At 56.0% G+C, this 24,216-nt stretch carries 20 protein-coding genes and 1 pseudogene; 12 read left to right on the forward strand and 9 right to left on the reverse strand.

Features of this window, described 5'->3' with window-relative positions; all coding sequences use genetic code 11:
• Positions 1-36 precede the first annotated feature (36 nt).
• From nrdI to EDF61_RS03660, 6 genes are all read left to right on the forward strand, one after another.
• Positions 37-522: a class Ib ribonucleoside-diphosphate reductase assembly flavoprotein NrdI gene (gene nrdI, locus EDF61_RS03635; RefSeq protein ID WP_105661398.1), complete on the forward strand. Its 486-nt coding sequence runs from the start codon at positions 37-39 to the stop codon at positions 520-522.
• Positions 519-2,657 carry a class 1b ribonucleoside-diphosphate reductase subunit alpha gene (nrdE, locus tag EDF61_RS03640; protein WP_105661397.1) on the forward strand — a complete coding sequence of 713 codons (2,139 nt, stop codon included), beginning with the start codon at positions 519-521 and terminating at the stop codon, positions 2,655-2,657. Before nrdI ends, nrdE begins: the two co-directional genes overlap by 4 nt.
• Positions 2,658-2,871: 214 nt before the next feature.
• Complete coding sequence (gene nrdF, locus EDF61_RS03645; RefSeq protein ID WP_105658533.1) at positions 2,872-3,846, forward strand: class 1b ribonucleoside-diphosphate reductase subunit beta; 975 nt, start codon at positions 2,872-2,874, stop codon at positions 3,844-3,846.
• A gap of 532 nt (positions 3,847-4,378) precedes the next feature.
• Entirely contained in the window at positions 4,379-4,738 is a 360-nt protein-coding gene (locus tag EDF61_RS03650; protein ID WP_133833298.1) for a hypothetical protein, read from the forward strand.
• A 450-nt stretch (positions 4,739-5,188) separates the two neighbouring features.
• Complete coding sequence (locus EDF61_RS03655; protein WP_133833299.1) at positions 5,189-6,460, forward strand: MFS transporter; 1,272 nt, start codon at positions 5,189-5,191, stop codon at positions 6,458-6,460.
• Between the two features lie 72 nt (positions 6,461-6,532).
• Positions 6,533-6,769, forward strand: a complete 237-nt coding sequence (locus EDF61_RS03660; protein ID WP_286172115.1) for an FAD-dependent monooxygenase — start codon at positions 6,533-6,535, stop codon at positions 6,767-6,769.
• Between the two features lie 305 nt (positions 6,770-7,074).
• On the opposite strand, the gene EDF61_RS03665 is transcribed toward EDF61_RS03660, so the two are convergent.
• Together EDF61_RS03665 and EDF61_RS03670 are read right to left on the reverse strand one after the other, a co-directional pair.
• The gene (locus tag EDF61_RS03665) at positions 7,075-7,278 is read right to left on the reverse strand and encodes a cold-shock protein (RefSeq protein WP_013349123.1); all 204 of its coding nucleotides are present in this window, start codon (positions 7,276-7,278) and stop codon (positions 7,075-7,077) included.
• A gap of 677 nt (positions 7,279-7,955) precedes the next feature.
• Complete coding sequence (locus tag EDF61_RS03670) at positions 7,956-8,891, reverse strand: NAD(P)/FAD-dependent oxidoreductase (RefSeq protein ID WP_133833301.1); 936 nt, start codon at positions 8,889-8,891, stop codon at positions 7,956-7,958.
• Between the two features lie 76 nt (positions 8,892-8,967).
• Between EDF61_RS03670 and EDF61_RS03675 the strand changes: the two genes are divergently transcribed.
• Together EDF61_RS03675 and EDF61_RS03680 are read left to right on the forward strand one after the other, a co-directional pair.
• Positions 8,968-9,543 (forward strand): helix-turn-helix domain-containing protein, encoded by a 576-nt coding sequence (locus tag EDF61_RS03675; protein WP_133833302.1) that lies wholly within the window; start codon positions 8,968-8,970, stop codon positions 9,541-9,543.
• Positions 9,544-9,615: 72 nt separating this feature from the next.
• Positions 9,616-10,434 (forward strand): thioesterase family protein, encoded by an 819-nt coding sequence (locus tag EDF61_RS03680; protein WP_133833303.1) that lies wholly within the window; start codon positions 9,616-9,618, stop codon positions 10,432-10,434.
• Here the strand turns inward: EDF61_RS03680 and EDF61_RS03685 are convergent.
• A complete protein-coding gene (locus tag EDF61_RS03685) occupies positions 10,431-11,045 on the reverse strand; it encodes a uridine kinase family protein (protein WP_105661392.1) in 615 nt (204 codons plus the stop codon). The genes EDF61_RS03680 and EDF61_RS03685 overlap by 4 nt on opposite strands.
• Before the next feature lie 95 nt (positions 11,046-11,140).
• Between EDF61_RS03685 and EDF61_RS03690 the strand changes: the two genes are divergently transcribed.
• Entirely contained in the window at positions 11,141-11,878 is a 738-nt protein-coding gene (locus EDF61_RS03690; RefSeq protein ID WP_105658251.1) for a lipoate--protein ligase family protein, read from the forward strand.
• A 59-nt stretch (positions 11,879-11,937) separates the two neighbouring features.
• Here the strand turns inward: EDF61_RS03690 and EDF61_RS03695 are convergent, their stop codons facing one another.
• Positions 11,938-12,216, reverse strand: a complete 279-nt coding sequence (locus tag EDF61_RS03695) for a glutaredoxin domain-containing protein (RefSeq protein WP_105661390.1) — start codon at positions 12,214-12,216, stop codon at positions 11,938-11,940.
• A gap of 127 nt (positions 12,217-12,343) precedes the next feature.
• Between EDF61_RS03695 and EDF61_RS03700 the strand changes: the two genes are divergently transcribed.
• A complete protein-coding gene (locus EDF61_RS03700) occupies positions 12,344-13,072 on the forward strand; it encodes an SOS response-associated peptidase (protein ID WP_133833304.1) in 729 nt (242 codons plus the stop codon).
• On the opposite strand, the gene EDF61_RS03705 is transcribed toward EDF61_RS03700, so the two are convergent.
• From EDF61_RS03705 to EDF61_RS19250, 5 genes and pseudogenes are all read right to left on the reverse strand, one after another.
• Positions 13,069-13,581, reverse strand: a complete 513-nt coding sequence (locus EDF61_RS03705; protein WP_133833305.1) for a hypothetical protein — start codon at positions 13,579-13,581, stop codon at positions 13,069-13,071. The genes EDF61_RS03700 and EDF61_RS03705 overlap by 4 nt on opposite strands.
• 96 nt (positions 13,582-13,677) lie before the next feature.
• Positions 13,678-14,307 carry an MBL fold metallo-hydrolase gene (locus EDF61_RS03710; protein WP_105658255.1) on the reverse strand — a complete coding sequence of 210 codons (630 nt, stop codon included), beginning with the start codon at positions 14,305-14,307 and terminating at the stop codon, positions 13,678-13,680.
• On the reverse strand, positions 14,307-15,392 hold the full coding sequence (locus EDF61_RS03715; RefSeq protein ID WP_133833306.1) for an S-(hydroxymethyl)mycothiol dehydrogenase: 1,086 nt from the start codon (positions 15,390-15,392) through the stop codon (positions 14,307-14,309). The genes EDF61_RS03710 and EDF61_RS03715 overlap by 1 nt, the downstream gene beginning before the upstream one ends.
• Positions 15,393-16,190: 798 nt before the next feature.
• Complete coding sequence (locus EDF61_RS03720; RefSeq protein ID WP_133833307.1) at positions 16,191-17,354, reverse strand: hypothetical protein; 1,164 nt, start codon at positions 17,352-17,354, stop codon at positions 16,191-16,193.
• A gap of 369 nt (positions 17,355-17,723) precedes the next feature.
• Positions 17,724-18,036 (reverse strand): annotated as a pseudogene (locus EDF61_RS19250) (IS110 family transposase); the annotation flags it as partial.
• A 617-nt stretch (positions 18,037-18,653) separates the two neighbouring features.
• On the opposite strand from EDF61_RS19250, the gene EDF61_RS03725 reads away from it, so the two are divergent.
• Positions 18,654-19,064 (forward strand): hypothetical protein, encoded by a 411-nt coding sequence (locus tag EDF61_RS03725; RefSeq protein WP_133833308.1) that lies wholly within the window; start codon positions 18,654-18,656, stop codon positions 19,062-19,064.
• A gap of 51 nt (positions 19,065-19,115) precedes the next feature.
• Positions 19,116-23,297: an NACHT domain-containing protein gene (locus EDF61_RS03730; protein ID WP_133833309.1), complete on the forward strand. Its 4,182-nt coding sequence runs from the start codon at positions 19,116-19,118 to the stop codon at positions 23,295-23,297.
• The last annotated feature ends 919 nt before the right edge of the window (positions 23,298-24,216 follow it).

The raw sequence follows: 24,216 nt of genomic DNA on the forward strand, positions 1-24,216 counted from the left end.
ATTCCATCCGCTAGCTTGTAGTGGAGGCGAAAAGCAATGTCACCTGCAGCGCTTGCCGATAGGCAACATGCTGAGGCCCAGGAACCGCTGGAACTCACCGATTCGAAACTGATCTATTTTTCATCTGTTTCGGAGAACACCAAGCGTTTCGTGGACAAACTTGAGATGGATGCCGCACGGATTCCGGTCTATGCGACCGAACCGCAGCTGATCTCAACTGCACCATACGTGCTGCTCATACCCACTTATGGCGGAGAGCGTGGCAAGCGCTCGATCATGCCGCAGATCATGAAGTTCCTGCGGCATGAAGCGAACCGCGTGAATCTTCGCGGCGTGATCGGTGCAGGGAACACAAACTTTGGCGAGTACTACTGCATTGCGGCAAAACGCATTGCCGAGAAATGCAACGTACCCGTGCTTTACACATTCGAAATTATGGGAACCTCAGAAGACGTTCTCAACGTCAAAGAAGGGCTTGAAACCTTTTGGACACCAGCGTCGCAGAACCGGCAGCAACGATGAATAGCTCAAAGGAGCTCCCAGCCCAGTTCCAGGGCTTGAGCTACAACGACCTCAACGCCATGCTGAACCTTTACGGACCAGATGGAAAGATCCAGTTTGAGGTGGACCGCTACGCGGCTCGCCAGTACTTCTTGGACCACGTGAACAACAACACCGTGTTCTTCCATGACCTCGATGAGAAGCTTGAATATCTGGTCAAGCACGAGTACTACGAGCGTGAAACCCTCGATCAGTACTCGATGAACTTCATCCGGGATTTGTTCAAGCACGCCTTCGGCAAGAAGTTCCGTTTCGAAACCTTCTTGGGCGCCTTCAAGTTCTACACCTCGTACACGCTGAAGACCTTCGATGGCAAGCGCTACCTGGAACGCTACGAAGACCGCGTATGCATGGTTGCCCTGCACCTGGCACGTGGCGATGAAAAGCTGGCCATGCACCTGGTCGATGAAATCATTGAAGGCCGCTTCCAGCCTGCCACCCCAACCTTCCTGAACGCCGGCAAAGCACAGCGTGGCGAACTCGTCTCCTGCTTCCTGCTGCGCATCGAAGACAACATGGAATCGATTGCCCGCGCAGTCAACTCGTCGCTTCAGCTGTCCAAGCGCGGAGGTGGCGTTGCCCTGTCGCTGACCAACCTGCGTGAGCACGGTGCGCCGATCAAGCAGATCGAGAACCAGTCTTCCGGCGTCATCCCGGTGATGAAGCTTCTTGAAGATTCCTTCTCCTATGCAAACCAGCTCGGTGCACGCCAGGGCGCAGGTGCCGTTTACCTGAACGCACACCACCCGGATATCTACCGCTTCTTGGACACCAAGCGCGAAAACGCTGATGAGAAGATCCGTATCAAGACCCTGTCCTTGGGTGTTGTTATTCCGGATGTCACCTTCGAGCTGGCTCGCAAGAACGAAGACATGTACCTGTTCAGCCCGTACGACGTCGAGCGCGTCTATGGCGTACCGTTCAGCGAAATCTCCGTCACCGAGAAGTACTACGAGATGGTAGACGACGCTCGGATCAAGAAGACGAAGATCAGCGCCCGCGAGTTCTTCCAGACCCTGGCCGAGATCCAGTTCGAGTCCGGTTACCCGTACATCATGTTCGAAGACACCGTGAACAAGGCCAACCCGATTGCCGGCCGCATCACCATGTCGAACCTGTGCTCGGAAATCCTCCAGGTTTCCTCCGCTTCGGAGTTCTCTGACGACCTGAGCTACAAGACCGTCGGCAAGGACATCTCCTGCAACCTCGGTTCGATGAACATCGCCAAGGCCATGGACGGCAAGGATCTGGCTACCTCGGTAGACATCGCCATCCGTGCCCTGAGCGCAGTCTCGGACATGTCCTACATCGCCTCGGTTCCTTCGATTGCTGACGGCAACAGCAAGTCGCACGCCATCGGCCTGGGCCAGATGAACCTGCACGGCTTCCTGGCCCGCGAGCACATCTACTACGGCTCCGAAGAAGGCATCGACTTCACGAATATCTACTTCTACACGATCCTGTTCCATGCACTGACTGCATCGAACAAGATCGCCATGGAGCGCGGCGAGACCTTCGATAACTTCGAGAACTCGAAGTACGCCTCGGGTGAATTCTTCGACAAGTACACCGAGCAGGAATGGGTTCCAGCTACCGAGCGCGTCCGCGAGCTGTTCGACGGCATGCAGATTCCTACCCAGGAAGACTGGAAGGCGCTGAAGGCTTCTGTCATGGAGCACGGCATCTACAACCAGAACTTGCAGGCAGTTCCTCCCACCGGTTCGATCTCGTACATCAACAACTCGACTTCCTCGATCCACCCGGTCGCAGCGAAGATCGAGATCCGCAAGGAAGGTAAGATCGGCCGCGTTTACTACCCGGCTCCTTACATGAACAACGAGAACATCGACTTCTACGAAGACGCTTACGAAATCGGCTACGAGAAGATCATTGACACCTACGCTGCCGCAACCCAGCACGTAGACCAGGGCCTGTCGCTGACCTTGTTCTTCAAGGACACTGTCACCACCCGTGACATCAACAAGGCTCAGATCTACGCATGGCGCAAGGGCATCAAGAGCCTGTACTACATCCGCCTTCGCCAGCTTGCGCTGGAAGGCACCGAGGTTGAAGGCTGCGTTTCCTGCGCACTGTAAGACCTTGATCCATTGACCGGTTAGCCGGGCAATGGCATCACGCAACAGCTGCCGCATGGTTTCGTCCAACGGCAGCTGTTGCATATCAAAACGACCTCAGATCGTGTCAGCGATCTGACAATAACTTGGGGCCTTGCTGTACAGGTGGCGTTCGAAAGAACGGTAGAGTTGTAAGCAAAGTTCTTAATACGATTTAGCTTTTCGATGAGGGGCAATGACCGAGAAGATTCAGCTCACCAACAAGGTTGAGGCAATCAACTGGAACCGTATCCAGGACGACAAGGACGTAGAGGTCTGGAACCGTCTCGTCAATAACTTCTGGCTGCCGGAGAAGGTGCCGCTGTCCAACGACATCCAGTCGTGGGGAACCCTGACCGAAGACGAGAAGCTGCTGACCATGCGCGTCTTCACCGGTCTGACCCTGCTTGATACCTTGCAGGGCACCGTTGGCGCTGTTTCGCTGATTCCAGATGCGATCACCCCACACGAAGAAGCCGTGTACACCAACATTGCCTTCATGGAATCGGTACACGCAAAGAGCTACTCCTCGATCTTCTCGACCTTGGCATCGACCAAGGAAATCGACGAAGCCTTCCGCTGGTCCACTGAAAATGTGAACCTGCAGAAGAAGGCTCAGATCATTGAGAGCTACTACCACGGCGAAGATCCACTGAAGCGCAAGATTGCTTCGACCCTGCTCGAATCGTTCTTGTTCTACTCGGGCTTCTACCTGCCAATGCACTGGTCCTCGCATGCGAAGCTGACCAACACTGCAGACCTGATCCGCCTGATCATCCGCGACGAAGCTGTTCACGGTTACTACATCGGATACAAGTTCCAGAAGGGTCTGGAAAACGAGACCGAGGAGCGCAAGCAGGAGCTGAAGGACTACACCTTCGAGCTGATGTATGAACTGTACGAAAATGAAGTCCAGTACACCCACGATCTCTATGATCCGGTAGGCCTGTCCGAGGACGTCAAGAAGTTCTTGCACTACAACGCCAACAAGGCGCTGATGAACCTGGGCTATGAGGCAATGTTCCCGTCGACCGTGACCGACGTGTCGCCAGCGATTTTGGCTGCGTTGAGCCCGAACGCTGATGAGAACCACGACTTCTTCTCCGGCTCCGGTTCGTCGTACGTGATCGGCAAGGCAGTGAACACCGAAGACGAAGACTGGGATTTCTAATCTAGAAAATCTTCAGCCTAATTGGTGATGGCCAGCAGGCCTGGACTCATGCAGAGTCCGGGCCTGCTGGCATTTAAACAGTTCCGAACTTGACGTATCCGGCTGGGCTAACGGTACGTCAGCGGTGTACCGAGCAAGAACTTGGGGCTCCTGTGGTGTTGGAACCGCCAATAGTTATCACGTGCGAACCCGGTGCGTGGACAAATGTCCCGTTTGCGCGGTGAGCAGCGGTTATGAAATCTGGAGTTCGTTCTCGCAGTATCCCCATTGAGTCAAGGACAACCGCCAGATCGCGGGGAATTATGGCTTGGGCGGAAGCAACCTGGCCCGCAACCGCAGATGAACGCGAACTGGCGAGATTTCGCAGGTATCGTGAGCAATGGGGTTTGACTAGCATCCACGCGAGTCCAGCCTCTTACGGCAAAAACTCCTTCGGCCACAAAAGCAGAAGAGAGCGACCTCAGCACGGCGGCCGAATAATCAGATCGCTGCATCATTATGGTTCTCTGCCAAAGCAAGAATGGGGGTCCAAATGCCTAGCTTGTCAGGCAAACTGGAGCGATTGAAACACCAATTATCGGGGCTTGGCGAGGTCTTTATTGTGCCTCCTGCTGAAGATGGATACGTATTCTTGCGGTATGCGGACTCCCAAGAGCTATATGCATTCGACTGCACTTTCGAAGAAGTGCTCAATCACGCGGTTCAATCTGGTGGCGAAGAGTTCTGGCCTCAACTGGAACCATTTGAAGCTCAAGTGGCGCTCTTCGCGGTGCACGTCATGGAAACGATCGAGACTGCGCCGGACAAGGCACGTATTTTGAGCTTTGGAGGCAGTGGTCTTGAGGCAGCGAAAGGTAAGCTGCCTGCGGCAGCGATTCGTGAAAACGAGTAACTTGAGTAGGCGTAATAGCAATCTCGGTATGCTTCCACAGAAGCATGCGTCGCCGTTGCCCTATTCGAGAGGACCGATCTCACATACGGGTCCGAAATTTTGCGCCTTCGCCGACGGCTCAGCCAAACTGGGGTCTGAAGACCGCGAGATGGACTCCAATCCGGAGCCGCAGAGGTGTTCGCTGTTGATGTGAACCGTGAACTTAAAGTGGGACTGTCTGCTGACCCGGCAGAGCGATACGCCAGTATTATTCGAGCGTCGAAAGATGCGGATCCGCAATCAAGGTGAGTTACCTAGCCCATTGAATTGGAAATTCATGGGGATGCGACCACTCCGGCTATAGCCCAGCTTCGGTGGGTCCATAGTTATGCACAGCGGCGCAATCAACGCTCGGAGATAAATAGTAGATACTTAGACAGTACAGGTAGCTATAAATGCGGGGGAGTCAATGTGCAGATCGAATCCACTTCGGATGAACAGCGTTCATTGGACGACCAGCAGATTCAGCGGATTCGACGCAAGTCGATTTCCGTCCTCGCTGCGGGACAAATTCTTGGAGGTCTAGGCGGTGGCGCAACCCTGACTTTGGGGTCGCTGCTGATCGTAAGCATTTCCGGACTCGATGCATTGGCTGGCATGGCCGCGACCATGAATACTTTAGGTGCTGCCATCATGGCGTTGCCTTTGGCATTGCTTGCCCAGAAGTTCGGCCGGCGTATTTCGCTGTCGACCGGCGCATTGCTGGCAGCCAGCGGTGTTGTCGTCATCATTGCCGCAGCTTTTCTGAGATACTGGCCGTTGCTGCTGCTTGGAATGCTGGTTCTGGGAACAGGTTCGGCAATGAACCTCCAATCTCGATTCGCCGCCACCGACTTGTCCACCACGGCTACTCGAGGCCGTGACCTTTCCCTGGTTGTGTGGTCAACAACTGCGGGTGCAGTCATCGGCCCGAATTTATTTGAACCTGGAGAAGAGCTAGCGCAGTTCATTAGCCTTCCACCGTTTACCGGTGGCTTTCTTATTGCGATGTGCGCCCAGCTGGTAGGGGTTCTTGTTTATTGGCTGGGCTTGCGTCCCGATCCGTTGCAGATCGCACAGCGTCAGGCGGCTGCCCAAGCGAGTGAGGTTCAGCTTCGCCGCCGCGGCTGGAGCATCCTAAGAAACACTTCTGCTGCCAGGCATGCCGTGCTTACCGTCGCCTTGACTCATCTTTATATGGTGTCCATGATGTCGATGACTCCAATTCACATGCAGCATCAAGGGGCAAGCCTCACGCTCATCGGGATCACCATTTCGGTCCATGTTGCGGGGATGTATGCGCTCTCACCAGTCTTTGGCTGGCTCACAGATATGCTAGGTCCACGAACGGTCATCTTTACCGGGCAGGCGTTGCTAGTTACTGCAAGCATCTTGGTATGGAGCAATGCAGAGAACCATACCGTGACAACTTTGGCGTTGCTTAGCCTAGGCCTCGGTTGGTCGGCGTCGACGGTTGCAGGCGCAACGATGATTACTGGATCAGTTGGCCTTGCCGAACGTCCGAAGTTGCAGGGCACGTCGGACCTCTGCATGAATCTGGCTGGTGTGCTTGGCGGTTTCACCGCTGGCCCAATTTTGGCAGCTGTAGGGTTCCGCGGACTGGCCGTGGTGCTGTTGATTTTCGCGATGTTCATGATCGCTGTGAATATGAAGTCTAATAGCGCTGGAACTGTTCACGAGTAGGCTGCGAATCCAATTCGGTAATAGGCATTTCAAATGAAGGAGAGCATATTCATGGCAGGCAGAAGGCAGTGAATCAAAGTTGGGGGAGGGCCGGCTGGAATGGCCGCCGGTTTAATGCTTGCTCGCAGCGGTGTGCCAGTAGCGGTTTATGGCAAGCACGGTGAGTTCCTCAGGGACTTTCGCGGTGGCACCATCTGTCCGTCAACTTTGTACGTGCTCGATGAACTGGGACTGGTGGGCGAATTCGAAGAATCGGGTTCAGCAAAGTTACCCAGGCAAGTAGTCCGGTCTCCAACGGATCGCCGGTAACCGTTCCCAACCTGTCGCGAATGCAGCTCCCTTTTCGATTCATTGCCGTGGCGCCACAGTGGAGTTTCCGCAATCTACTAGCCCGTGCAGTTGATAGTCGAATTCCGAGCTGAATTCCGGCTGCCGATGCCGATAGCTGCTGCTTTCCGCTTGCCCCCGAAGCAGACGGAACTGCCAGGTAGATTGCTTGGCGTTGGGGTTCTTCGGGAACGTCCTCCGGTCGAAGCCTGCAGCTAAGAACCGGTTAAAAGCAACAAAGGTGCAGTTCCAACCTTGCGGGGAACTACACCTTTGAAGAAAGTCTCTTAGCGAGCCTGGATGTTGGTTGCCTGTGGGCCCTTTGGACCAGCTTCCAGGGTGTACTCAACAGTCTGGCCCTCTTCGAGGCTACGGAAACCGAAGCTCTGGATTGCGCTGTAGTGTGCGAAGACGTCAGCCGATCCATCCGAAGGAGCGATGAAGCCGAAGCCCTTTTCAGCGTTGAACCATTTCACGGTGCCAGTGGCCATAGTGTTATATCCTTATTTATTGATTGGCCACGATGTGGCCTGGTTGCCGATCCGAAGTTCCGAATCGGAAAATTTAGGGGTTACCTCGCGCAGAGCTGCCGAGAACGATTCGCCTGCCGTCGATACGGAGAATCGAATACTGATTTTGCCGGTATCGGCCAAAACGGGGGTCGCTGCACTTGCTTAAACATCGTCGGATTCCAGGCTGCTAACGGGTAATGACCCCACGCTAGCGGAGTAGAACAAGGAATCCACAGAAAAGTGACGTACGGAGTCGTCGAGATGTTTTATCTGCAGTGAAGAAGAGAAGATGAAGAATTCGTTTCGATAGGAGCTCATTCGATCTGAAGATCGATGAACCGATTTGTAAAGCACAGACGATTTGTTGGCTGTGCTACAAATCCTACTGCTAACAATTACTGGCGGGGACTCACACCTGCAACCGTTGAGGTAACAAATCAAGCGTACCATTGATCGCTGGTCCGTGGGGCGTGATGCGTGATACTTGGGCGTTTTGGCAATGCAAATCGTTGCATCGACATTCGTTATTTGCCTGTTGACTAGTGTTTTAGTAAATATTATTTTTCCGGAAAATTGATGCGGGCTATTTTCATGCTCACCCTGCGGCCCTGGCTCTACCCCGTTTGGGCCGGTGCCCGAAGGGGTAGAGCCAGCAGTTACGGATTCGCTTGCGCCTGGACCTTAGCTAGCTGATTTCCGAGCAGATCCGCATTTATGGCTGCTCCGGCGATCGTTCCGGCTGCGGCTGCTGCCATGACCATCGCACCTAGGTTGCTGGCATTCCCTGCCGCATAAACCCCTGGCAGGGCTGTGGCACCCATTTCATTGACCTGGATGAAGGTGCCAAGCGGGTGCTCGGCAAGCTGTCCGCCGAGCTTGAGATAGAGCGAGGCTTGTGCGTTCATTCGGCTTGCAACGACCAGAGCTTGAGCGCTGATCTTCTGGCCGTCTGCCAGTGTGACTGAATCCAGAGTCCCTTGGGTATCGAAATCGATTGCTTTCACTGGCTGCTCAACCACCGGTATTCCCAATGCGGCAAGTGTCGCGCGATTTTCATTATTCAATGCATCCGGGGTGTGGTTGACGAAGGTGATCTTCGAGCTGAGATGGCTGAACATCATTGCTTGGTGCGTGCTCATGGGGCCGATTCCGAGTACCAGGATCTCCTGGTCACGCACTTCCCAGCCGTGGCAGTATGCGCAATGGATCGCGGTATCACCCCATGCTTGGGCCAGCCCCGGAATCGACGGCAAATCATCAATGAGGCCCGTTGCCAGCACGATTCTTTCGGCACTAAAGGTATTCCCTGCAGCAGAGACGCTGAATCCGGTGTCCAGCGAACCGGTGAGGTTCTCCACCCCGCCTTCGATGATTCGCGCACCATAGCCAATCGCTTCCTGCCGTCCGCGGGCCAGGAGGTCCAGCGGGTTGATGCCCTCGTTTCCCAGAACGTTGTGGGCATGCTGCGCTGCCGCGTTTCGCGGATTTCCCTCGTCGATGACCAGGACGGTACGCCGTGAGCGGCCCAATGTGACTGCGGCCGCGAGCCCGGCACTGCCGCCGCCGATAATGATCGCTTCGAAATGTTCCATGATTCCTCTCCCTGCTATTTGTGATGTTGTGTCCACGGTATCGACGTTTTGCGCTGTGGGGTGTACCGTTTTGCGCATGACGCAAGAATTTGAAGTTGACCAAGTCATCCGCCAGCGCATAAGAACGTTGCGGCAGAACCTAGGCTGGTCGTTGGAATCGTTGGCGAGCAAGGCTTCCCTGAGCGTTTCCACGCTCAGCAGGATCGAAACGGGAGGCCGGCGTATTGCCCTTGACCAGCTGGTTCCAATAGCCAAGGCACTGAGTACCAGCTTGGATGAGCTCGTATCGACCTCTGAAGCCGAGATTATTATCCGCCCGGAGCCGATTTCGATGCCCGGGATAACCATGTGGAAGCTGTCCACCGATGACGCAGTTAACGGGGTGAATGTGTCGAAAATGCGTTTCGACCCTTCGCAGGTGCCTGCTCCCACCGAGCTGCGTATTCATCCGGGCAAGGAATGGTTCACAGTGCTCCTCGGAGAAATCCAGCTAAAGCTAGGAGATCGCACCTATCACGTGAAGGCGGGGCAATCTGCGCAGTTCGACACAATGACTCCTCATGCCCTGTGGGCGGTCAATGGCATTGCCGAGGTGCTCGGAATCATGGATCATGCAGGCCAACGAGCCCATGAGCACGACACAGCCAGCTAGTTTAGTGATTTCAATTACTCTTGGATAACCTGAGGGCAGAGTATTGAACACTGCGATGCCAGGAGGGCAACGATGACGCACCAGCTCAACGAGGAGCTTGAACAGGTCCTAGCTGATGGCAATTTCTATTTCGAAGCACTCGGTGAAGGTCGCTATCGATCGTCGTGGCATTCCCAAGGTGCGTGGAATCCCCAGGAGCAGCACATGGGTCCTGCCTCTGGAATCTTGGCCTACGCCTTGGAAAATTTCCAGCCTCGTGAAGACATGCGCATCGCACGGATCAGCTATGAGATCCATGGCCTTATTCACGCCGGAGAATTCGAGATCTCAACGCGAATGGTCCGTCCCGGCCGGACGATCGAATTGATCGAGGCCGAAATGACGGCCAAGGGCCGCACCAGCATCGTTGCGCGCGCATGGCGGGTGATTACGGGTGACACCAGTGCTGTTGCAGGGGTTGAAGACAAGGAAATCCCAGGCCCAGAGGCCTGCGTGGTGCGCGAAATCAGTGAGCAGTGGCCCGGCGGCTACATCAAATCCATCGAGATGCGCGCCAATGATGAGCTGCGGCCGGGTCGAGGTTTTGCGTGGCTGCGTACTCCTCATGACCTCGTCGACACAGGAGACGCCACAGCGTTGTCCAGCTTGGTGGGAATGATCGACACGGCAAACGGTGTGGTGCCGCGCGTGGATCCGGGGGAAGGAACCTGGATCTACCCGAACGTGGATCTGCAGATCCACATGTACCGCAAGCCCGAGGGCAAGTGGCTGGGCCTGGATGTCCAGCAGAGCTTCGGCACAGACGGCATCGGCCTGACCTCAACGGTATTGCACGATGAAGCAGGCCCTTTCGGCCGTGCTGAACAGATCCTGACGGTCCGTTCGCGCTAGCTCGATGCGCCGGTTGAAAGCTTGGCCAGCAGCTTCTTGAGCTCTGGCTTGGACTTCAGCGTGAACTGGCGCTGGCGGTACTTTTCCCGGTCTGCACCGTGGGCCCGGAAAAGTGCATAGCCGCGCTTGACCAAGAACAGGACCGGTTTCCGGCGCTGTGCTACATCGCGCACGAACCGTCGAAGAGCAGTTACCAATGCAGGTTCGTCGACGTAATACGCTTGGACGTTAATGCCCTTGGCGCGCAGCGGATCAAGGATTTCGTAGAGGAAGATGCCTTCGGCGACAATCGGCCCGTCTGCGCAAGCGATTTCACGATGCCCGTTGTAGCTCGAGGTCGTGATCGAGTAGTTGGGGACCAGAGTGGTACCGTGGTGGAGCAAATCATCGATAGCCTGCAGTGCGGCTTCCTGATTCCAGGTAGCCGAATTGTCCCAATCGATTTCGCCGTAATCGGTACGGGGGAAATCAACGGGATTCCCGTCTTCGCTGATCTGGCGGTAGAACTCGTCCAGCGGCAGGTGGGGTCGGCCGAATTTCGACGCGAGATAGGACTTGCCGGAGCCGGACGGTCCGCCGATCAGGATGACAGGGGTAGAAGAATTTGGCACGCCTTTTATTATGGCCCAGAAACCTCGGCCATCGGCAATCGGATGCTGTGACATCTACTCCGCCTGGAGCGAATTGCTGAATTAGACTCAGATTTATGAGTTTGTGGAACCCCCAGTCAGATGCGCCGTTATCTGTGGAAATCGAAAATCCTAGCGGAGACCCGGCTGCTGACCTAGAACGTGGAGTGCAACTGCTGCGCAGCGTCCAATCTGGCGAAAGCGGCGCGCTGCTACGGCTCTATCGTCCGGACCCGACCCTGGCCTTCGGCCAGCGCGATGTGCGGCTAGAGGGCTATGAGGCGGCTCGTGACGTAGCGCAGCAGCAAGGCTTTGCTCCTTTGGTGCGCAAAGCTGGAGGCCGGGCCGCCGCGTATCACCGGGGTACATTGATCGTTGATCATATTGAGCCCGAAGCCGAGGCGGTGATGCGCCAGCAGAATCGCTTCGAGGTCTTCGCGCGGGTGTATGCCAACGCTTTCCAGCGCCTTGGCGTGAATGCGCAAGTCGGGCCAATCCCGGGGGAGTATTGCCCGGGAGATCATTCGGTGCATGGCCTCCCTGATGGGAAATCGCCGCGCAACTATCCAGTGAAGCTGGTAGGCACAGCTCAGCGTGTGGTTTCCGGGGCATGGCTGTTCTCTTCGGTCTTTGTTGTCGAGGATTCCGCGCCATTGCGGCAAGTCCTCGATGGGGTCTACCAAGCAATGGGCATTCCAATGGATCCCACGACGGTAGGCGCGGCTAATGATCTGCTCGCCGCTGTCACCACCGAAGCATTTATTTCAGCGCTGCTCGACGAATATAGCGAGCACGCCACGCTGCAAGGCATCTAGCACAGCTTAAAAAAGAATCGGCACCCGATGCGGGTGCCGATTTTGGTTCGCGGCCGGATCTAGGCGCCGACTCGCTCAACAACCTCGTCAATGCGCGGGTTGGTGGCTGCGGTGCCGTCCGGGAAGATCAGGGTTGGCACGGTTTGGTTGCCGTTGTTGAACGCCTCGACGATCTCTGCGGTACCTTCGACTTCTTCGATATTCACCTCGGTGTATGCGACACCCTTCTGGTCCATCAGGCGCTTGAGGTTGCGGCAGTAGCCGCACCAGCTGGTGGTGAACATGGTGACTCCGCCGGCAGCGGGAACGTACTGGTCAAGGTTCAATTCGTTGCTCATACATGGTGTAACGGCAATGATGTTTACTTTGTTCCCGGAGGGGTAGAAAAAGTTCGCTGGATTCTTTTGCTCCGCTCGCTAGACTGGGGAGCAGATTTTCCTTGATGCCGGTTCTAAGGGGTAGGCGATGTGCGGACGATATGTGATGGCCAAAGCCATCGGCGATCTGGTGGCAGAGGCCGAGGCGGAAGCGGACGCCAATCTGGAACTGCGCCAGTCCTGGAACGTTGCTCCGACTACCGACGTGCCGGTTGTGCTCGAGCGGCTGATCGACGATGAGCTGCACCGCCAGATCCATGTAGCACGGTGGGGGCTGGTGCCAGGATGGGCCAAGGAGCTGGCGGTCGGGGTGCGCGCCTTCAATGCGCGCAGCGAGACGGCCAGCACCAAGCCGACCTTCCGTTCGGCGGTGAAGAAGCGCCGTGCCGTCGTCCCGGTGGAAGGGTATTACGAATGGAAAAAGGAAGGCAGCAAAAAGCGCCCCTTCTACGTGCATCGCGAGGATGGAAAGCTGACCTTCTTCGCCGGCCTCTACGAATGGTGGAAGGACCAGGACGGGTCCTGGATTCTTTCCACCTCGATCATGACCATGGATTCGCCTTCGGCGGAAGAGCCCGGGGTGCTCGGCGAACTTGCGGGCCTGCATGATCGCCTGCCCATTCCGTTGGGCAAGGAGATGATGGGCCGGTGGATGAACCCTGCCGAGGAAGACGGTGAAGGGCTGATCGAGCAGATTCGCGCCGAAGCTTTCGATGTGGCTTCCCAATGGACCATGCATGAGGTCGATACCGCTGTTGGCAATGTGCGCAATAATTCGCCGGAGCTGATTGCGGCGCACAGCAACTCGCTGTTTTAGCCGCGGATGGCTGAGCCGCTGGGCTTGGACCCGAGCCGGAACCCCAGGTAGCTGCCGGCCAGCAGGGTTCCTGCCACAAGTCCCAGCTCGCCCATGACGTGGGCTGCGCTGTCAGGAACGAATGCTGCTTCGCTCAGCGGGGCATAGGCGAACCAGCCGAAGGTTCGAACCTGGTTGTAGTCCCATAGCAGTGCTCCGATGCCACCTGCTGCCAACAACAGCCCGGCGATCAGGAACCAGGCCTTGAACCGAGCGAGCTGGCGAAGCGATAAGCCGCCGGCAACCCCCAGCGCGCCAACGCCGAGCAAAGCCAGCACCCAACCGAGAACTTCGGCGGGACCCGGGCCGAAGTAGGTTTCAGAGTCTTCGACCAGCGGTACATAGGATCCAGAGTAGAAAACTACTTCTTGTTGACTGTCCCACCACAGCACGACGATGCCGACGATGATGAATACTGCTGCGCCCAGGAATAAGGCAGTGGCGGACTTGTAGCGTTTATCTGAAGGCATGTATTTAATCTTGCCATCACCAGATGTTTTGCGCATCAACTTTAAACACGAGCGGCAGCCGGCTCTAAAGGCCTGCTGCCGCTCGATGCGTGGTGCTTAGTGACCGCGCTTGATCCATTCATCCAGGTTCGGCGCTTCTGCACCGATGGAGGTGGCATCGCCGTGGCCGGTATTGACCACGGTTTCAGCTGGCAGGACCAGCAGCTTGGTGCGGATCGACTCGACGATCGTCTCGAAGCTGGAGTAGCTGCGACCGGTAGCCCCCGGGCCGCCGTTGAACAGGGTGTCACCGCTGAACAGTACACCGAGGTCTTCAGCGTAGAAGCAGGTTGAGCCCGGAGAGTGCCCCGGGGTGTGCAGGGCGGTCAGCGTGGTGCCGGCGATGGTGAATGAATCGCCTTCGCTGATTTCTGCGTCCACATCGCGCTCGGGGTAGACAGCTTCCCAGAGCATGCGGTCTTCCGGGTTCAAGAACAGCGGTGCATCCACGGCGTCGGCGAATTCGCCAGCCGCACGGATGTGGTCATCGTGCCCGTGGGTAAGCAGCACGGCCATGACTTCTCGATCGCCCACAGCTTCGCGGATCTTGGCTACATCATGTGCCGGGTCGATGACCATCACCTCGGAATCATCGCCGACGATCCAGACGTTGTTATCGACATCCCACGTCCCGCCATCCAGGGAGAAGGTGCCGGAAGTGACGACGTTCTCGATGCGGGCGGCCACTAGAGCTCCACCACCGAACGAAGCACGGTGCCTTCATGCATCTTGGTGAACGCGTCTTCGATTTCATCGATCGTGATGCGTTCGGTGACAAAGGCATCCAGATCCAGGCGGCCGAGCTTGTACTGCTCGACGAGCATCGGGAAGTCGTGGCTCGGCAGGCAGTCGCCGTACCACGAGCTCTTCAGCGAGCCGCCGCGGCCGAAGACATCGAGCAGCGGCAGCTCGAGCTTCATCTCCGGAGTTGGCACGCCTACCAATACGACGCGGCCAGCAAGATCGCGGGCGTAGAAGGCCTGCTTGTAGGTTTCCGGGCGGCCCACCGCGTCGATGACGACGTCGGCGCCGAAGCCGCCGGTCAGCGCCTGGATGGCTTCCACGGCGTCGACCTTGGAGGAATCCACGGTGTGGGTGGCGCCGAACTTCTTGGCGCCTTCCAGCTTGTCCGGGTTCACGTCCACCGCGATGATGGTGGTTGCGCCGGCCAGCTGCGCGCCGGCGATGGCAGCAGCGCCCACGCCACCGCAACCGATCACTGCGACGGACTCGCCGCGCTTGATCTCGCCGGTATTGATCGCTGCCCCGATGCCGGCCATGACACCGCAACCGAGCAGGCCTACTGCGGCCGGGTCGGCTTCTTCATCCACGATGGTGCACTGGCCGGAGTGGACCAGGGTCTTTTCGGCGAAGGACCCGATGCCCAGCGCCGGGGAAAGCTCGGTGCCATCTTCCAGGGTCATCTTCTGGGTGGCATTGAAGGTGTTGAAGCAGTACTTCGGCTCGCCCTTGGCGCAAGCGCGGCACTGGCCGCAGACTGCACGCCAGTTCAGGATCACGCGGTCGCCGACCTTGACATTGGTGACGTTCTCGCCGATCTGGCTGACTACTGCAGTGGACTCGTGGCCCAGCAGGTACGGGTACTCGTCGCCAATCCCGCCGAGCTTGTAGTGCAGGTCGGTGTGGCAGACACCGGTGGTGAGCACATCGACAACTACTTCTCCGGGACCTGGATCCGGAACGATGATATCGACGACCTCTACGGGTGCGTCCTTAGCGCGCGAAATGACGGCTTTGACCTTATGGGACATGGAAATAAGCTCCTGAAAGTTTGACTGTTACTGTCTCGATGCTATCGGTGTGCCGCGCGCTAATCGAGTATTGGGCGACCCATGACGTAGGAAGTTTCGCGCAGAGCCTATTTCATTTACGAATTTTCGGAGGTTTGCTTACTGTCCGAAAATCGCAGTGGCTTGCTTAGGAACTGGCTGTCGCACCTAGCGAAGTTGCCGTCCTCTTGCCGCTGTCGGTAGTGTCAGCCGCACTAACGGCAAGGTGGGCACCGGGGTACGGTTGATCTTGGATTATGTCGCTGAGCCCGTTCGCCGGAGACATAGTGGTGCTGTATTACACACGGTGGCCTAAGCCACTACCTCATTGGCTAAAAGGCGATGGGGCACGCTAGGGCAGCTGTATCGGGCCTTTGGCATCGATGATGTACTGATGAGCCGGGGAAGGACTGGTGGCCCGCCCACAAAGAGCCGGCAAGCGACCGGTAGATTGAGAGACGAACCTAAGCGCTTCGGTGAGAGCCGCTAATGTGTGAATCTGCCCCCTCAGAGTGGGGCATGGCTAACTCTGCGTCGGGAAACGGCTGAAGCACTTTCGCGACTAGCGGGACAGATTGGCATTATCGTGGCTTGACCGCAGATGCGGCGAACTCATCCGGCAATGCCGAGAGTGGGACAATTGTGTGAATGTGCAGTTATCGATGATTGACCTGATTTTTCGATGAAACCGACCACGTTCAAAGATTCGGCATGAACACAAGTAAAGTTCAGAGCACGTAATCTGCGAGAACAGCGCGGGTCAGGCCGGTGCTAACACGGCTAGTGATCCTCGCTTTGCTGCTCAATGCCCCCGATTTCTTTGAACACTGCTTGGATCTGAAGAGCTGACTCGCTCATGAGTAGATTATCGCGTTCCAACCGGGACAGATTAATCCTGATCAACTCACGGCACACTCGGTCTGCAACCCTGAATATGTTGCCAGCGAAAGGGGACCCCTCCATCACATACTCCATTTCTGGATCCAGGGTGTCATGAACGATCTTGTTTCTCGTCTCCGCAAAGTTCCAGAACCAGTGCTCGAACGTTGTAACATCGTAAGTTTTCCCATTCCGGTCGGTGCGCTCAAACCGGGTACCTTCATTCTGCCATAGCAGAGCTTCACCGCCCGGGGCTGCCACAGCCGCGGCATAGAGCTCTCCAAGAACTTTGACGCTGTCCTTCGTCTTGTCGCGCCCAGACAGCGCCTCCAATGATGTCTTCAATTGGACGATGACGTCTGGCATAGTGTGTAGCGGAGAGTTCTCCCAAGCCCTGGAATACCAGTGGATGGCTGCATAAATTTCACGCTCAATTTTGTTAGCGTCAGATGGCTCTGGTGTTGTTGCGGCCATGGCATTTCTGAAGGTTGCCTCAAGAAGTCGGGCGTCAAGAGTCAAAATGGGAATCGAAATAAGCCCCTCCGGAGCGGGAAGCTTCAGATGCCCAGTAGCCCCACCTACTAGGTGGCTATTGATGGGTCCGCGACGAAGGAGTGAAGCATCCCCGTGAACCGCATCTTCCGGAGTCACTGAGATGATGGCCGTTTCGGACGTAGCCGGTTCGAAGAGTCCTGAATCCCACGGAATTCGGTACCGATCGTCAGCATTTGCATTCAGGACGGCAAAGGAAACCGCCGAGTGAAAGGCGTCCACCTCCGTTCGTCGTGCCTCAACGTCATCCCATCCTGGGCCAGTTCGTGTAGCGACTACTGCCGAGTGCAAAACTTTCCCTTTGGGGTCAAGATGCCGCTCAATTACCCGGGCTATGCCATTCGATTTTGGGTTCGTATTCCGACGCAGGCGCTTTGTCTCGCGCAGGTTCAAATTCCATGCACCGCAACTGACTGGTTCAGATATTCGGAAGTACGGGTAGAGGTAGATTTCGGGACGCAGGGTCATAAGCCCATCATCTCCCGACAAAACACGGCATTCAAGCTCGCTCATCGCCGTTGCCGGCAGAATCCGCACAGAATACAGTCGTAGGACCCTGTTTGATTAAGGAGCTTCAACCCGTTCGCAATATTTCAATGAGTCCCCTCAGAGTGCCCTTCCCGCCACTGAAGAAATCTGCCCAATAGGTGAGAAGCGGTTTGTACCGAGGAATCGGCTGGGCGCAATGTCTCCTGTTCTCTAGTCCAGAAATCACCTGGACAAGTGGGAGAGTGATGTCGATGGCTGCAACTGTGGTTCTCTACTCTTTTTCGCATGGGGTTTTACCGAATTTTTCAAGAAATTTGGCCATGAAATCCGAGCGCTGAACTGTAACTCGAACCCACCGTCCTGAACTAGACATGTTTTTGCCATGGGCCTGGGTTATAGAGTGACCACTACTGGGGTCTCATGGCAAGTACCATCACGTAGCATCGCAAAGATAGCATTGTTCCGGCGCTTGACCAATGCGATCACGACCTGGTAATTCCGTTTACCTGTTACGCGCTTGTTATCGTAGTGGGTCCTGGAAACGTGATCCTTGCACTTGATCGAGGCGAATACCGAGAGGAACAACGCCTTTCTGAGTATCTTGATTTCTTTTGTGGGAGGAATGATCCCCGCAGATGGACGCGCCCGAAGGCCAGATCACTGGTGAGAGGGTTCCGTAGGAAGCCAGATGCCCGGCGTCCGCAAATTACCGACTGAGCCCGGCGATTGGCTCCCGCGATACCGAACTCTAGGTCGTACCAGGTTTGCTTGATGACGCTGAAGGGCATACACGGATCCACAGTGACGTGCTTGTTAGTGAGAGTCAGCCGCATTACGTACTTATTTGATCTCTGGAGTTTCTGTTGCAATTCATTTGCGAGCTCCAGCAGTTCACAGATTACGTGGCCCAATGCTGGACCTCTCATGATTGCTAGATCTTTTGAGCTACAACGATCCGGTACATCGCCCGAGTGGCTCCGGATGCAGTACTGGGCACGGCTGCGACCTTTCTAAGGCATGGTCAAGGCGGGGCGCCGGTTGACCTAATCTGTTTATAGTTTTCTTGGTTAATAAAACACCTCTGCTTTTAGACTATCTATCTCTGAAGAACACCGTCATTTTAGTCAGGCACAAGGCGAACTTGATTGGAAGATTTTCATATTCATCAAAAATTGCCATATATTGTGAAATATCCGCATCCGGAGTCTCACACGGGGACCGTCTGGAGTGTCATTTTTTCTAGGAATGTGCTCAGTGCGAGATGATGGGGGACCGTTAGCAACTTGCGTCTAGGTGACTTGGTCATCGATAGGGGAACCCACGGTGAACCGGCCACATGCGCCCAGCAATGATCAACAAGTACGAGAAGTCGTGGAAGGCATCGGCCTTGGCTGCGGCCTTGCCATTCTCGATTCGGAGCGAGTTGCATGTGGGAAGGTTGAAATTGAGTTCGCTTTTTCCACTGAATGGCGAACATGGTTGTGTGCCGATCTCTATCTGTCGGTCGGTCGCGCACCGAAGCCCGGAAACACCTTTTGGATCGACGCAAAGAAATCTCATCGCTGCGAAGGACCAACGGTCGCGTGGCAACACGATGAAAACGAATATGTGATTCGAATTGTCCACGAAGGTTGGACACCTACGGACGCTGTCGACATCATGGGTAACCGACCCCTCGACCAATGGAGCTCACTTGCCACACCATTCCTGGACCGCTTGGAACGACATGCTTAGCTACTCCACAACTGCCTGGAATCTTTCATCCGCGCTGGAGGGCCGGGGAAAATGACACCACGTTCAAACACGGTTCCGGACGTCGACTTCCGTCAAATTCGGCCCTACGGTTCGCCTGCGACGAGAGCAGATGCATTTGAGGAACTTACATCTATCCTCATCCGGGAAGGACTCGTAGCATGGCCCGCCGAGACGGTTTTCTATCGGTTTGGAAATCCTGACGGAGGCCGTGAAGGCAAAGGCGTTCTGCCGGGCGGCGACGTATGGGCGTGGCAGACCAAATACCTGTTCGCGTTCGACAGTGACGAGATCGAACAGGTCCACAAGTCAGTACTCCGTACCCTCGAAACCGAGCCAAATCTCAAACGCTACTACGTTGCGTTTCCCTATGACCTTCCTGCCGGCGACACTAATGGGCCTAAGAGAAAAACAAAGTCAGCACACACGAAGTGGCTGGAGAAAAAGGCCGAGTGGGAAGCTCTTACAACCGCCCGCGGAATGACGGTCGATTTCTTCTACCTCGGCGCGCACGAGCTTGTGAGTGAGCTGACTCAGCCCCGGCACACGGGGCGACTGCGTTACTGGTTCGATACATCGATGTTATCGCCAGGTGGAATGAAGAAACGGCTCGAGGACGTGGTCGCAAAAGCTGGTCGACGGTACAGCCCACAGGTTCATGTTGAAGTCGAACCTGTAAATGCGTTGGAGGGACTTGGCCGAACCGAGGCCTACATCGGTCAGGTTCAAGTTGCCCTTGCTGGCATTCGCAACGCCCGTGTTAATGATTGGGTTTCACCGCCGGAGGCTGATCAAACGTTCAAGAAGAGTCTCGAAGTAGCCTGGGATGCGCTGCTGTCGGCTGAAGCTTCTTTGGAGAACTTAATTAATGTTCTTCGCACGAGCGACCCGTTGCCCGACGTCATCCAGGATCTACGTTTATCCTCGACGAAGATTGAGGCAGTCCGGAGACTTCTGCAAGACAGTTATTTCCAGGATGATCGCAAATACCACGACCAAGCTGGATCTTTGTACGGTGCTCTCCGGAAAGCCAGCGACGGGATCGGGGGCACACTGTCGTTGCTGAAGTCGCCCGTTGCCGAAGCCGCGAGTAGCGGTCGACTCTTGATGACAGGTCGCGCCGGCGTGGGGAAAACGCATCTCTTTTGCGACGTCGCTTCACGCCGCATGGCCCAGAGTCTGCCGACTCTCGTCGTGCTCGGGCAGGATTTTGATGCCGGAAAACTTCTTCCCCAGATCGGTGAACTCGTGCAGCTGGGCGGGACTCTAGATGAAGTGCTAGCCGTTCTGGATGCGGCCGGTGAAGCCGCTGGCTGTTTGGCGATGCTAATGATTGACGCTGTCAACGAGGCCGCCTCTGCCGAAAGATGGGCCGACGATCTTCGTGTACTCGCAAATGCGGTTGACCGATACTCTCACGTGGTGCTCGCAGTCTCATGCCGTACTGAGTTTGTCACTCACGTGGCAGGCGACGCCGACGGGTTCCCCCGAGTCGCGCACCAAGGGTTCACGGAAGCGACCAGCGCAGCTGTGGATCGCTATACCAACGAATACAACCTTGACCGTCTGACGTTTCCGGTCCTGAACCCCGAGTACGGGAACCCCTTGTTCCTCAAGCTCGCGTGCGAATCGCTCGCTACTCTTGGTACTAACCACTTCACGCTGGGTACCGCCGGGTTGGCGACGGTGTGCCACGCATTCTTGGATGCGGTCAACAAGCGACTGGCGGGGCCAGCCCGTTGCGATTTCGATGAAACGACCAATCTGGTGCAAACCGCCGTGTATGATCTGGCAGCAACTGGGCCGGGACCCTACGACAACAGCGACGTGCGCCGCATAACGGACGCACTATTACCCGGGGCTCCGTGGTCTAAGAGTCTGCTCCTCGGCCTTAAGCGTGAAGGTGTCCTGATGGACACGTTCAACGACCAACTCGTGTTCGGCTACCAGCGCCTCGGTGACGTCGCCCGTGCAACACTGCTTGCAAAGAAGTCCAGAAGCGACCTCATCGCATGGTATTCGGGGCTCGGTGATTCTCAATGGGAAGAGCGTGGCACTCTTGGCGCCCTCGCAGTCATCGCTCCCGAATCAATCGGCGAGGAGATTGTTGACCTGTTCAAAAACGAGGCTGATGACCTTGTGGACTATGAAATCATCGACGCGTTCGTTGAAAGTCTAGGTCTTCGCGCGCCCCAAAAATCGACTGAACGGACGGCTCGTATAGTTGAACAACTCGTCGATTCTGAGAACTGGGGAGCCCTCGTCTGGGACCAACTCTTGCGAGTCGCATGCGTACCCGGCCACAGTATCAACGCTGATTGGACCCACCGGTTGCTTTTGTCGCGACCGCTGCCAGAACGGGACACAACCTGGTCGGAATGGCTCGTCGACCAGACCGAACAAAGTGAAGATCAAGCCGCTACCATCCTGCTTGATTGGGCGTGGAGTCCGGCCAACGCCACTCGGGATATGACACCCTTGCCGAACGATGTGGCCCGGCTGTCTACCCTCATTCTCGGGTGGATGCTGACCACCCCTGACCGCCGCGTTCGCGATCGCGCGACGAAGGCACTCGTGGTAATCGGAGAACGGGGGTCTGCGGGTTTCGCGTCCGCGCTTCGGGAATTTAGAGGTTGCGACGATCCGTACGTTATTGAACGACTCGCCGCAGCAATCTGTGCTGTGGCGCTACGTTCAACGGACTCTGAAACTGTTACCACCCTGGCAGATGCTGCGGTCGAACTAGTCGCTGATGGGTGGCCAGAGCATCTCTTGACCCGTGATTACCTGCGTCGTACCTCGGCGGCTGCGCATCGGCACGGTTGGACTGGCCCGGAATGGTTGCCTCCCTACGGAGCGAAATGGCCGATCAGGGTGAAATCGAAGAAGGCAATCGAAGGCTTGAATGCAGATCCTAAATACCGGTATGCATCCATCTTGGGCTCAATCGACGAAACGTATGGCGACTTCGGTCGATACGTGATGAAGCAGGCATTGGACAATTTCGACCATAGTGATCACAAAAAACTGCGAGATCAGGCCCAGCGCACCGTTTTCACCCGGGTACTTGAGCTCGGGTGGACGCCTGAACTATTCGGCCAGCTGGACCGTGGAAGACACGGGGGCAATGACGGTCCGCTTGAACGGTATGGCAAGAAATACCAGTGGATAGGCTACTACGAAGTCCTTGGCCGGATCGCCGATAATTACAAGCTCACCGAACGCTGGAACGGTGAGGAAGATCCGTTCCCTTACGACTTTGCGGAGCAGATCGTGTACCGTGATATCGATCCGACCATTCTAACTCCAAACGGGTTGAATGAACCAGCATGCGAAACCACCCCTTGGTTTGCTCCGGTGTGCCCAATTTTCCCTCCTGATGTTGCAAAGGAATACCCCCTCGATATGGAAGGGGTGCCCGATCCACTAGACCTGATTACGATTACCGCCTCGGACGAGTCAAAATGGCTATCGCTAATACGACACAGCAACTGGACCCAAATTCTCCCGCCCGAAATTGCAGCTCTGCGAGCCCCAAATCTCAATGTTTGGATGCAAATTCGGGGCTATCTCGTGGCATCGGACCAGGTAGAGCAGCTTCGAAAATTTTCTAAGGGACAGGACTGGGATGGGCGATGGATGCCTGAGAACGCGGAAATTCACTCGCGATTGCTTGGCACTCATCCAGACTCGCCCGAATGGGATTGGGCCGATGGTAATGCCGAGCCACGTGGCATGAGGAGCCAGATTCCTGTGACTCTCTTCCAGCCCGTCGCTTGGTACGGGGGCACCGGTACTTCCCGTGAGGACACTGGAACTGACGAACCGACCGGTTACGTACCTAGCCAAATGTTGTTCAAATTGCTAGGTCTCCGAAAGGGTGTCGATTTCCAATGGTCAGACGCGAACCATCTTGCGGTCGCCGACCCTACAGTAGGAATGGCTGAAACCTCCACACTATTGATGCGTCGAGACCTCAGTGCGGAGTTAGAAGATGCGGGTTTCTCTCTGTATTGGACCGTTCTGTTGAACAAGCAACGGCTAGATCACAGCTATTCTCGTCCTGGCAAAGGCTACAGATGGCTCAGTGCCAGTGCTTCCTACATACTTGACGGTGACTCTATTGATTTGATCTCTGCAAGTGCTTGGAGATGCCGACCTGCCCCTGGAGGTGATCCGCAACCTGTTGCCTGGAATATCCGAAGTAGGGCGTAATCCGATCAACGACCACTTCGTTAGCCTACAGGCCTGCCCCTAATCCCGAATTGGGTCATAAATCGTCTGTGTGTTCCCGTGTGCACCGTATATCGAACACCTGCTTGTCGAAGAAAGAACCGAATAGACGTTTCTACGTTCCAGCTCGATCGCTGAACGATTCGGTACGCTGTGCTCTGGGCGACTCTGAAGAAGTCTTCGGTTTCCGCGCTGGTGTGTCTGCCTCCTTAGCAGAGGAGCGGCAAGGTACTTTCCTGGGCGGAGGTAAGTTGAGTTGCTGCCGTGGATCTTGCCCTTGGCCTGTTGCGATTTGCATGCTCTGGCAGGTGCGGATGAGGTCAGATCCGCATTCGGCGACCATGGATAGAACGTTGAAGAACAATTTGCAAGTGCACCGTGGCTCAGTCTGATGCTGAGTTTAGCGAGGTCTTCGACGATGACACACGTGTCGGGCAGAGAACGGGTTAAGATGTCGTGGTTGATGACCACGAGGGTATCGCCGTCGCTGCGCACGGCGATGGACTGTTGGAGCCGGGGGGCGTTCGCGATTCTTGCCAGTGAGGCCGTGACCGACAGGTCAGGCTTGACTTCTCTGGTGCGAAATGCATCATCGCGGAAACTTTGTCACTCCCTCCCTGATTATGTCATTGTCCGGATGGTAACAAGTAGCCCTGAGCTTTCGGAGATGAGCCGGGCTTGTAAGTTATGTAGGCATGCTATCTGCGCCTACGGGTTCGTTTTCGAGTGCGCAGCTACTTTGCCATGGAGTAATTGCGGTGACCGCCCGTGAGTGCCGCACCTCGACCGTCGATCGTACCGCTTCTCTGGGGCTTCTAAGTACCTAACCCAAACTGTCGGTCGCACTGACTAGTGTAACTGTCATTCGAACACGTGTTCGAATAGAATGGTTCTACTAAGT

This window comes from Arthrobacter sp. JUb115 (assembly GCF_004365035.1).
GTDB lineage: Bacteria > Actinomycetota > Actinomycetes > Actinomycetales > Micrococcaceae > Glutamicibacter.

Bases quoted from the DNA above. Each gene is read 5' to 3' on its own strand.
- EDF61_RS03695 (WP_105661390.1), bottom strand. From the start codon at position 12,216: ATGAGCAACGAATTGAACCTTGACCAGTACGTTCCCGCTGCCGGCGGA.
- EDF61_RS03680 (WP_133833303.1), top strand. From the start codon at position 9,616: ATGACGCACCAGCTCAACGAGGAGCTTGAACAGGTCCTAGCTGATGGC.
- EDF61_RS03670 (WP_133833301.1), bottom strand. From the start codon at position 8,891: ATGGAACATTTCGAAGCGATCATTATCGGCGGCGGCAGTGCCGGGCTC.
- EDF61_RS03690 (WP_105658251.1), top strand. From the start codon at position 11,141: ATGAGTTTGTGGAACCCCCAGTCAGATGCGCCGTTATCTGTGGAAATC.
- EDF61_RS03705 (WP_133833305.1), bottom strand. From the start codon at position 13,581: ATGCCTTCAGATAAACGCTACAAGTCCGCCACTGCCTTATTCCTGGGC.
- EDF61_RS03715 (WP_133833306.1), bottom strand. From the start codon at position 15,392: ATGTCCCATAAGGTCAAAGCCGTCATTTCGCGCGCTAAGGACGCACCC.
- nrdE (WP_105661397.1), top strand. From the start codon at position 519: ATGAATAGCTCAAAGGAGCTCCCAGCCCAGTTCCAGGGCTTGAGCTAC.
- EDF61_RS03665 (WP_013349123.1), bottom strand. From the start codon at position 7,278: ATGGCCACTGGCACCGTGAAATGGTTCAACGCTGAAAAGGGCTTCGGC.
- EDF61_RS03730 (WP_133833309.1), top strand. From the start codon at position 19,116: ATGACACCACGTTCAAACACGGTTCCGGACGTCGACTTCCGTCAAATT.
- nrdF (WP_105658533.1), top strand. From the start codon at position 2,872: ATGACCGAGAAGATTCAGCTCACCAACAAGGTTGAGGCAATCAACTGG.
- EDF61_RS03650 (WP_133833298.1), top strand. From the start codon at position 4,379: ATGCCTAGCTTGTCAGGCAAACTGGAGCGATTGAAACACCAATTATCG.
- EDF61_RS03675 (WP_133833302.1), top strand. From the start codon at position 8,968: ATGACGCAAGAATTTGAAGTTGACCAAGTCATCCGCCAGCGCATAAGA.
- EDF61_RS03700 (WP_133833304.1), top strand. From the start codon at position 12,344: ATGTGCGGACGATATGTGATGGCCAAAGCCATCGGCGATCTGGTGGCA.
- EDF61_RS03720 (WP_133833307.1), bottom strand. From the start codon at position 17,354: ATGAGCGAGCTTGAATGCCGTGTTTTGTCGGGAGATGATGGGCTTATG.
- nrdI (WP_105661398.1), top strand. From the start codon at position 37: ATGTCACCTGCAGCGCTTGCCGATAGGCAACATGCTGAGGCCCAGGAA.